8 protein-coding genes are annotated in these 9,146 nt (G+C 40.5%); 2 read left to right on the top strand and 6 right to left on the bottom strand.

Annotation, left to right across the window (positions count from 1 at the left end):
- Positions 1-124: 124 nt before the first annotated feature.
- The 6 genes from nt5e to QM460_RS10035 form a co-directional block, all read right to left on the bottom strand.
- The gene (nt5e, locus tag QM460_RS10060; protein ID WP_414290026.1) at positions 125-2,347 is read right to left on the bottom strand and encodes a cell surface ecto-5'-nucleotidase Nt5e; all 2,223 of its coding nucleotides are present in this window, start codon (positions 2,345-2,347) and stop codon (positions 125-127) included.
- 139 nt (positions 2,348-2,486) lie between these two features.
- A complete protein-coding gene (dltD, locus tag QM460_RS10055; protein WP_414290025.1) occupies positions 2,487-3,755 on the bottom strand; it encodes a D-alanyl-lipoteichoic acid biosynthesis protein DltD in 1,269 nt (422 codons plus the stop codon).
- Positions 3,748-3,987: a D-alanine--poly(phosphoribitol) ligase subunit DltC gene (dltC, locus tag QM460_RS10050; RefSeq protein WP_000351968.1), complete on the bottom strand. Its 240-nt coding sequence runs from the start codon at positions 3,985-3,987 to the stop codon at positions 3,748-3,750. Before dltC ends, dltD begins: the two co-directional genes overlap by 8 nt.
- Before the next feature lie 13 nt (positions 3,988-4,000).
- Positions 4,001-5,245, bottom strand: coding sequence for a D-alanyl-lipoteichoic acid biosynthesis protein DltB (gene dltB, locus QM460_RS10045; RefSeq protein WP_414290024.1), 1,245 nt, complete (start codon positions 5,243-5,245; stop codon positions 4,001-4,003).
- Positions 5,242-6,792 (bottom strand): D-alanine--poly(phosphoribitol) ligase subunit DltA, encoded by a 1,551-nt coding sequence (dltA, locus tag QM460_RS10040; RefSeq protein ID WP_414290023.1) that lies wholly within the window; start codon positions 6,790-6,792, stop codon positions 5,242-5,244. Before dltA ends, dltB begins: the two co-directional genes overlap by 4 nt.
- Before the next feature lie 20 nt (positions 6,793-6,812).
- On the bottom strand, positions 6,813-6,944 hold the full coding sequence (locus QM460_RS10035; RefSeq protein WP_000358457.1) for a teichoic acid D-Ala incorporation-associated protein DltX: 132 nt from the start codon (positions 6,942-6,944) through the stop codon (positions 6,813-6,815).
- A gap of 238 nt (positions 6,945-7,182) precedes the next feature.
- Between QM460_RS10035 and hslO the strand changes: the two genes are divergently transcribed.
- Entirely contained in the window at positions 7,183-8,055 is an 873-nt protein-coding gene (hslO, locus tag QM460_RS10030; protein ID WP_414290022.1) for an Hsp33 family molecular chaperone HslO, read from the top strand.
- Entirely contained in the window at positions 8,042-9,022 is a 981-nt protein-coding gene (dusB, locus tag QM460_RS10025) for a tRNA dihydrouridine synthase DusB (RefSeq protein ID WP_414267937.1), read from the top strand. Before hslO ends, dusB begins: the two co-directional genes overlap by 14 nt.
- The last annotated feature ends 124 nt before the right edge of the window (positions 9,023-9,146 follow it).

Below are 9,146 nucleotides of genomic sequence, written 5' to 3'. Positions count from 1 at the left end.
TTTTAGGAACTTTAACAACTTTAAGAAACGAATTTTCATCGCTCTGAATATAAAAATGGAGAGGACAACAATTGTCCTCTCCAGATGTTAGCTTTTATTCAACCCACTACAGTTGACAAAGAGCCTATTTTTCTTGTTTACGACTAGTCCAGAGGGCTGTCGCTCCAAGAATCATACCCAATAGCATCATGAAAATAGATTGCTCACTACCTGTATTTGGAAGTAATTTTTCTGATACAACTGTCTTGTTGGCAAATTTATCTGCAACCTTATAATCAACTTTTACAGTAGATGTTTGAGCAGGAGTTGTTCCCTGATTTTTTCCTGATGGAGTTGTTTTTGTTGCTGAATCTTGCTCCGATTTAACTGGAGTTGTCTTTTGAACTTTTCCTGGCTTAGTTGCATCATTTCCTGAATTAGCCGGAGTTGTTTCCTGAGTTTTTCCTGGTTGAGTAGGAGTTTTTGCTGAATCTTTTTCTGGTTTTGCTGGATCTGTTGCTGAATCTTTTCCTGGTTTAGCTGGATTTTGCTCTTTACCTTGATCTTCTGGCAGTTTAAATGTTTTTGAATCCACAGAAATCGTGCGTGAGTTTGGATTTACCTTTTCATACTGAGTCAAATCAGCTGTTTTAAGGTAATCTTCAAAGGCAGCATCCATTGAAGGGCCTTCTTCTCTGGCACCACCAAGCATGGTATAACCATCACCACCTGCTGCAAGGAAGTCATTGGTTGCTAGGTAGTAAACTTTTTCCAAATCTAGTTTTTCATAAAGACCAGTTGCACGATTCTTAACTTGAATAGCCAAGACACGTTTGCCTGCAGCTAGATTTGTATCGTAATAGACCTTGGCTCCTGAAATCTGTAAGAATCCGCCACTTGGTTCTAACAATGGTTGACCATTTTCATCCAAGACAGTTTTTCCTGACTTATCCACTTGTAAGATAGATCCGAGTGATTTTTCAAACATGTCAAAAACTTGCTGACCAGTTACTTGAATTTGGGAAATTGTGTTCCCAAATGGTAGAACCGCAATGACATTGCCTTTTGTAATTGGCTTATCTTTGGCAATCGTTTCACGCAAGCCACCACCATTGGTCACAGCGATATCTGTTGGATGACTAAAGCCTGTTTGACCGTATTGATAGAGAGAATCTGCGACAACATTTCCAAGGTTGGTTTCACGAACACGGACATTTTCACGGTCACCGTTCAATTCAACTGGACTATTTGAAACAACTTCTATAGCATTTTCAGCGTCATACTTTTGTTTGATATCCTTGACAAGTTTTTCAATTTTTGGATTAGCTTCCAATTTCTTAGCATCTGCAGCTGCAATGAGTGAAGGATTTCCCAATAATTGGCGAGATTTATAAGTGATTTTACCAACGTTATGGAGATAGCTTCCTGTCTGGTTGTAGGTTACATTGTCCCCATAGGTAGTAGATTCTACTGTATGAGAGTGACCATCAATAACAGTGACACGCTTACCTTTCAAAAGAGGATTTTTTGAAAGTGCTTCTGCAAGAGTAGAACCACGCCATTCTACTGGTGTTGTTGTATCAACTCCCAAGTGAGCAAGGACAACATAGTGTTTGTAGTCTTTGCCTTCTGCCAAGGCTTTAGCTTGAATTTCTTCGATAACCTTATTAACCTCTGCAATAGGCTCTGTAAAGGTTACACCTGTAACATTTTTAGGGTGGGTCTTGGTAGCTGTTTCAGGCGTTGTCACACCGATGACGACAAATTCATCACCTTCAACATCCTTGTTCTTATCAACAATTGTTGCTGCTTCAAATAAACGAGCACCATTGACATAAGTGTTTGAGCTAAGCAATGGGAAGTTCAAAATTTCTTTGTATTTTTTAACTTCATCAAGTCCAAAGTCAAACTCATGATTTCCTACAGCCATAGCATCATAGCCCATCTCGTTTAAGATTTTGGCACGTGCTTCACCCTTTGTAGAGTTTGAAATTGGCAGACCTTGGAAGGCATCGCCGGCATCTACTACTAGAGTCGTTTGATCGCTCTTTTCTCGCTCCTTCTCAATAACCGTTGCGAGTTTGGCATCTCCGATTACTCCTTTTTCTTCTACAATACGACCATGCACGTCATTGGTATGCAAGATAACAGTATCTGCTTCTTCTTTTTGAGGTGCAGCCTCTTCAACTAGCGTTGCCGGACTTGTAACAACCTCAGAAGTCGCTGTTACTACTGGTGCTTCTGCAGTATTCACAACTTCTGTTACTTCTGAAGAACTAGTACTTTCTTCAGCATAGACTTGTCCAGCTAAAAAGGTTGGAGCTAATAGGGCTGTCGATAGCACAGGCAACAAAAAACGTTTATTCATATTGAAATCCCTTTCTCTTCTTTCTTCTACTATTATACGCTATTTAGCATCATTTTTAAACTTTTAACCTTTTTGAAGGTAACCTATCCGACATTTCATAAAAAAAGTCTGAACAAAAAGTTCAAACTCCTTTTCTATATTATTGAAAATCTTGGATATTTCCATCATAGGTTGCCCAATCTTGGCTAAAGAAACGGTCATTCATTTGGTAATCAGGCGCTGTTGTTGGATTGCTCAAAAAGGGATTTACAACCTTATCAAATGCTAACCAGCCTAACCAACCGATATGAATCGTGTCCTTAACAAAGTAGGGATCTCCACCGTTTTTTGAAAAGTCAGCGATATTAGTGAAACCCTGACTTTCCAACTGGTAACGAATTTTTTCAACTGTGTGTTGATACATCTCCTCACTTAACCCGGTATAATCCATCCATTTTTTATTGACAGGTTGAAAGACAAAGAGCACATTGACCTTAGACTTGGCAAACTGATCAAGCACTAGCTGCAAATCATTGTACTCAGGTGATTTGAGAAAGTTAAAATTCTTTTGAGAACCTTCCCATTTTTTCCAATCTTTCTTTAACTTAGTATTGTAAAAATGGTTCTCTACTCCCAAATCATTATTGGTTGTATTTTCTTCACCCTCTTTTCGAGCGATATTTTCCAATTCTTCATAAGAAAATTGATCTGGGAGACTGCTCAAATATTTCTCAACATGATCTTTGTACCTTAAGCGTCCACGAATGGAGAATTGTCCAAAAAGAGCTGATTGTTTCTCATTTAATTGCGACGAAATATTAATCATACTTTGGTCGAACTCTGATAATTTTTCTCCTTTAGCTAATTTTTCAACGATGCTCTTCATAGAAACACCAGGATTTTGCTTTAAGAGTCTATTGGCAGCATACTGAGAGGCTGCATCCCCAGATTGATTCTCTAAAAAGGCAGTCAACTGGTCATTGTTAAAATAAGTTTGGAAAATAGTCGGGTCATGATCTTCTTTTGTAAACCACTGTGGGGAAATGACAAATACCGCTTGCTTATTTTCAAGTTCGGATGTAATTTGTTGTATTCCAAAATACTGACTGAGGGTAGCTGCTCCTGCCTGTCCCATAAAGTAAGGGCGATAAGAACGGTCATACTTTTCAGCTAGTACTGCTGGATGCATACTATCAAAACGCATCCACTCACTAGATCCAAAAAAAGGCACAAAACGCATATCAGGATCCGTAAGAGCTCTTACTTTTTGACTTCTTTCCTTAAAGCTTTCTGCACTTATCGAAGCGGCAGAGTATTTTTCCTCCATGAGATTATGACTTGGGCTACTTGGATAGAAACAGATAAGAAGGCACACCAACAAGCCCGCTACAAAGACAGGCCCGAAAATTAGCCACAAGCGTTTAAGCATTCTTTAACTCCGTAATTCCTGCTACGATTTTATTAGCTGTATTCCAGTCATCACGACCAAATTCTGTAACTGGGACACGAATATCAAAGCGATTTTCGATTTCCACGATCAATTCAACTGTCCCCATACTATCCAAGACACCTGCATCAAAAAGATCTTCATCCATCATGTCAGAAACATCTTCCATAAACAATTCATCAATAATTTCAATAACTTCTGATTTGATATCCATTTTTTAATTCCTTTTATTTTTTAAACCATAAATCATTCAAAAATCCAGAGAAGATTAAGAATGAAATCATCACGACATGGAAGGTTATAACCATGCCAAGCAACTGAACCCAACGATTCTCAGGCAAGGGAGCTTGCCCTGCTTTCTTACGTTCTTTATTGAGCGTTTTTTTCTTTCGAACCCAAGCATCATTAATCACTAAACCTAGCCCATGAAAGAGTCCGTAGGCGATGTAAAACCAAGTAATCCCATGCCAGAACCCCATAAGGAGCATGTTCAGGATATAGGCGACACTTGAGGTCACATTTCGATTCTTAAAAAGCTTCTTTCTCGTCATCACCATGACCATGCGCATAAAGACAAAGTCACGGAACCAGAAGGATAAACTCATGTGCCAACGATTCCAAAACTCCTTCAAATCCCTTGATAAAAAGGGTTTGTTGAAGTTGATCGGACTACGAATCCCCATCAGATTTGAAATAGCTAGAGCAAACATAGAGTAACCTGCAAAGTCAAAGAAGAGCTCCAAACCAAATGTGTACATGATGGCCACTACATAATAGTTAAAGACGCCACCTGTTTGTAGAGCTAAATTCTTTAGCGGTGGTAATAAAATCTCGCCTAAAATATGAGCTAGGATAAATTTATACAGAAATCCCCACATGATATATCGAACTGACTCAGCTAGCATATCTAGCAACTCATCGCGCTCTGGTATCGTCTTATAATTTTCATTAAAACGTTTGAAACGATCAATAGGACCACTTGAAAATGTTGGCATAAAGAGAAGAAAACGCAAATACTCCCACATCTTCAAATCCTTAATGACTCCATCTCTAAGTTCGATAATGATTCCCACCGAACGAAATGTCAAATAAGAAATTCCGATAAAACCCAGCAAGGATTGTGTTCCGTTAATGGCTGTTTGCGCCTTTACAAATATGATTGGAAGCAAAGACAACAGACTAACGAGATAGAAAATCCATTTGCCATCTCGAATTTTTCGATACTGCTTGTAAAAAAGAACCAACAAGATTTGCCAGATTAGATAGATCCCTAAGGCAGCCAATTGATTGGTCTTGCCACCCGTCAACATGGTAACGATAAAGAAGAGACTAACCAGTATTTCATACCAGGCAAAGCGTTTTTTGAAAAAAAGTCCGATAAAGATTGGCAAGGTAGCAGTAATCACGTACAAAAAGTACTGCGGATTCCCATACGGCTCAATATGAGGCAGCTGTTTCAGGAAATCCATCATCTATTATTCACCTCGTTAATTAATCCTTTGATATCAATCTTGCCATTTGGAGTCAGTGGCAATTCCTTTCTGTAAAGGAACTTAGACGGCATCATGTAAGACATCATAATATCTTCCAAGTCTTCCTTGATAGCTTTCGTGATATCAATTTCGCGCTCAAATTGTTCTTTGACGCCATCTTTTAAGATAACATAGGCCAAGAGATTTTGGACCTTGTGGTCTTTGTTGTAACGTGGAACTGCAACAGCAGATTCAACATACTTGGATTTGTTCAAGTTTTGAGAGACATCCTCTAGTTCAATACGATAGCCATTAAACTTGATCTGGAAGTCCATCCGTCCACCATAAAGAAGAAGACCTTCATCTGTCATGCTTCCGACATCTCCCGTATGGTAGGCTGGCAGACCTTCAAATTCGAAGAAAGCTTCAGCTGTTTTTTCAGGATTGTTCATGTAGCCTTTTGAAACAGCTGGACCAGATACGATGATCTCCCCTTGTTCTCCATTTGGCAGTTTATTGCCCTCTTCATCGATGATAAAGGTTGGTGAATCAGGTTTGGTGTAACCAATCGGAAGACGTTTCAAGGTTGCCAACATCTCATCTGTAATAGCGACTGCTGACAAAGCAACTGTTGCTTCCGTTGGCCCATAAGCATTGATGATGCGTGCATTCGGGAAACGCTCGCGCAATTTCTGAGCTGTTTTAACTGTCAACTCTTCCCCATCAAAGTAAAAATGAGTAATGCCTGGCATCTTTTCAGCATTAAAATCTTCAGACAACATGGCCATATCTGCAAAAGATGGTGTCGAAGTCCAGATAGCAATTGGAAGTGAAAAGATGGTCGCAAAGAGTTGTTTGAAGTCTTGAGTGATGGCTGATGGAAGAGCAAAAAGGGTTCCACCAAGAGCCAAGGTCGGTGCCCAATACATGACAGACAAGTCAAATGAATAAGGTGGCTGAGCCAACATTTGTGGACGCTCTGGCGTCGCAAATTCCTTGTCCGTAATCATCCAGTTGGTAAAGCTGAGCAAATTATCATGCGAAATTTGCACCCCTTTTGGTTTTCCAGTTGTCCCTGATGTAAAGATGATGTAGTAGTTATCATCCCCCTTGACCGGATGCTGCAAATCATAAGCTTTTTGAGCCGCATAAGCTTCACGCACCTGCTCCAAGGACATGATTGGAGCAGCTGGGGTTTCGATTGGAAACTCTGAAATGGCGATGATTAAGCTTGGCTCTGCTACTTCAACAATGGCAGACACACGCTCCAAAGCCGAATGGCTATCGATTGGAATATAGGCATGACCAGACTTAGTCAGAGCTACAAAGGTAGCCAACATTTCATACTCCTGACCACCAAAAACGACTACTGGAGATTTTTCAGGTAATCCTAGCTGATCAATGGTTGCAGCCAAACTATCTGAATCAGCCTTTAAATCACCATAAGTGTGCTCTTGCCCTAAGACATTGTATACTGGAAAGGTAGGTTGAGTTTGGGCGAAATATTCAATCGCTTCAATCATATCTTTTATCGGCTTATTAGACACGATGATTTTTCTCCTTTAAACTAAAATTCATTGTAAATAAAGCTTCCCTGACTTTGTCCTAGGTAACTAAAAAAGTAAAGCAAACCAAGTAGAACAATAAAATACAGGACCGTTTGCCCTAAAAAAACATAGATTGGTTTCTTTTTATCCATAATTAACTTCTTTTTGTAAATTTTCAATAATTTTATGCAAATATACAATTACTATTTTTTCTTGTTCCCATTTTACCACTTTATTCCCTCTATTTTCAACTGTTTACCATTTTTGGGGAGTTGATTTTAGCCTACTTTAGTTCTTTCTTCATAATTTCACTGATATAAATAAATCACTTTAAAACGATAGTAGACACCCCACTCCCCCTTTGGGCATTTTTATGCTAAAATAGTAGCTATGGATAAAATTATTAAAACTATATCAGAAAGCGGGGCCTTTCGTGCTTATGTTCTTGATAGCACTGAAACTGTCCGCACTGCTCAAGAAAAACATCAAACCCAAGCTAGCTCAACTGTTGCACTTGGCCGCACCCTTATCGCTAGCCAGATTCTCGCAGCCAATGAAAAAGGAAATACCAAGCTAACGGTTAAAGTTCTTGGAACTAGCTCTCTAGGTGCCATCATCACCGTAGCTGATACCAAGGGGAACGTCAAAGGCTACGTTCAAAATCCTGGTGTTGACATCAAAAAGACTGCAACTGGTGAAGTTCTAGTCGGACCTTTTGTCGGCAATGGTCAATTTCTCGTTATCACAGACTACGGCACTGGAAATCCTTATAACTCTATGACTCCGCTTATCTCTGGAGAAATCGGAGAAGATCTTGCCTTCTACTTGACAGAAAGCCAACAAACTCCGTCAGCAGTTGGACTCAATGTCCTTTTGGACGAAGAAGACAAGGTCAAAGTAGCAGGCGGTTTCCTTGTTCAAGTTTTGCCAGGAGCCAAGGAAGAAGAAATCGCTCGTTTTGAAAAACGCATCCAAGAAATGCCTGCCATTTCAACTCTTCTAGAAAGCGACGACCATATCGAAGCTCTTCTAAAGGCTATCTACGGCGACGAACCATACAAACGCTTGTCTGAAGAAGAGATTCGTTTCCAATGTGACTGCAGCAAAGAACGATTTATGAAGGCTCTTTCGAGTCTCCCAAGCTCAGACTTGCAGGAAATGAAGGAACAAGATCACGGGGCAGAAATCACTTGTCAATTCTGCCAAACAACTTATAACTTTGATGAAAACGACCTGGAGGAACTCATTCGTGACAAATCTTAATACACCCTTTATGATTGGCAATGTTGAGATTCCCAATCGTACCGTTTTAGCACCCATGGCTGGTGTAACCAACTCCGCCTTCCGCACCATTGCTAAAGAACTTGGAGCTGGACTCGTTGTCATGGAAATGGTCTCTGACAAGGGAATCCAATACAACAACGAAAAGACTCTTCACATGCTTCATATCGATGAAGGAGAAAACCCAGTCTCTATCCAACTATTTGGTAGTGATGAAGACAGCCTAGCACGCGCAGCAGAATTCATCCAAGAAAACACCAAGACCGATATCGTTGATATCAACATGGGCTGTCCAGTTAACAAAATCGTGAAAAACGAAGCTGGCGCTATGTGGCTCAAGGATCCAGACAAGATCTACTCTATCATTAACAAAGTTCAATCAGTCCTTGATATCCCTCTCACTGTCAAAATGCGTACAGGCTGGTCTGATCCATCTCTAGCTGTGGAAAATGCTCTCGCCGCTGAGGCTGCAGGTGTCTCTGCACTTGCTATGCACGGTCGTACTCGTGAACAAATGTACACTGGACATGCAGATTTGGAGACTCTTCACAAGGTTGCACAAGCTCTGACAAAAATTCCATTTATCGCTAACGGTGACATTCGCACTGTCCAAGAAGCCAAACAACGCATCGAAGAAGTCGGTGCTGATGCCGTTATGATTGGACGCGCAGCTATGGGGAATCCTTATCTCTTCAATCAAATCAATCATTACTTTGAAACTGGAGAAATCCTTCCTGATTTAACCTTTGAAGATAAGATGAACATCGCCTACGAGCATTTGAAACGCTTAATCAACCTCAAGGGAGAAAAGGTTGCGGTCCGTGAATTCCGTGGACTCGCTCCTCACTACCTCCGTGGAACATCGGGTGCAGCTAAACTCCGTGGTGCTATCTCACAAGCTAGCACACTAGCAGAGATTGAAGCACTCTTACAGTTAGAGAAAGCATAAATCATAACCACCCGTCAAACGGGTGGTTTGTACCAGGGCTATAAGCCCAAATTACCAGCCAGCGCCTAAAGACGCTGGCTTTCACGTTGTTCAAGCCTTATTGCTCTTGACTCGTCACTTGCCT

Origin of the sequence: Streptococcus infantis (genome assembly GCF_047464415.1) — a bacterium.
GTDB lineage: Bacteria > Bacillota > Bacilli > Lactobacillales > Streptococcaceae > Streptococcus > Streptococcus infantis_AE.
This window is presented reverse-complemented; position numbering and strand designations above follow the sequence as displayed.

Excerpts from the sequence above, each read along its gene's own strand:
- dltC (WP_000351968.1), bottom strand. The coding sequence starts at position 3,987 with ATGGATATCAAATCAGAAGTTATTGAAATTATTGATGAATTGTTTATG.
- dltB (WP_414290024.1), bottom strand. The coding sequence starts at position 5,245 with ATGATGGATTTCCTGAAACAGCTGCCTCATATTGAGCCGTATGGGAAT.
- hslO (WP_414290022.1), top strand. The coding sequence starts at position 7,183 with ATGGATAAAATTATTAAAACTATATCAGAAAGCGGGGCCTTTCGTGCT.
- nt5e (WP_414290026.1), bottom strand. The coding sequence starts at position 2,347 with ATGAATAAACGTTTTTTGTTGCCTGTGCTATCGACAGCCCTATTAGCT.
- QM460_RS10035 (WP_000358457.1), bottom strand. The coding sequence starts at position 6,944 with ATGGATAAAAAGAAACCAATCTATGTTTTTTTAGGGCAAACGGTCCTG.
- dltD (WP_414290025.1), bottom strand. The coding sequence starts at position 3,755 with ATGCTTAAACGCTTGTGGCTAATTTTCGGGCCTGTCTTTGTAGCGGGC.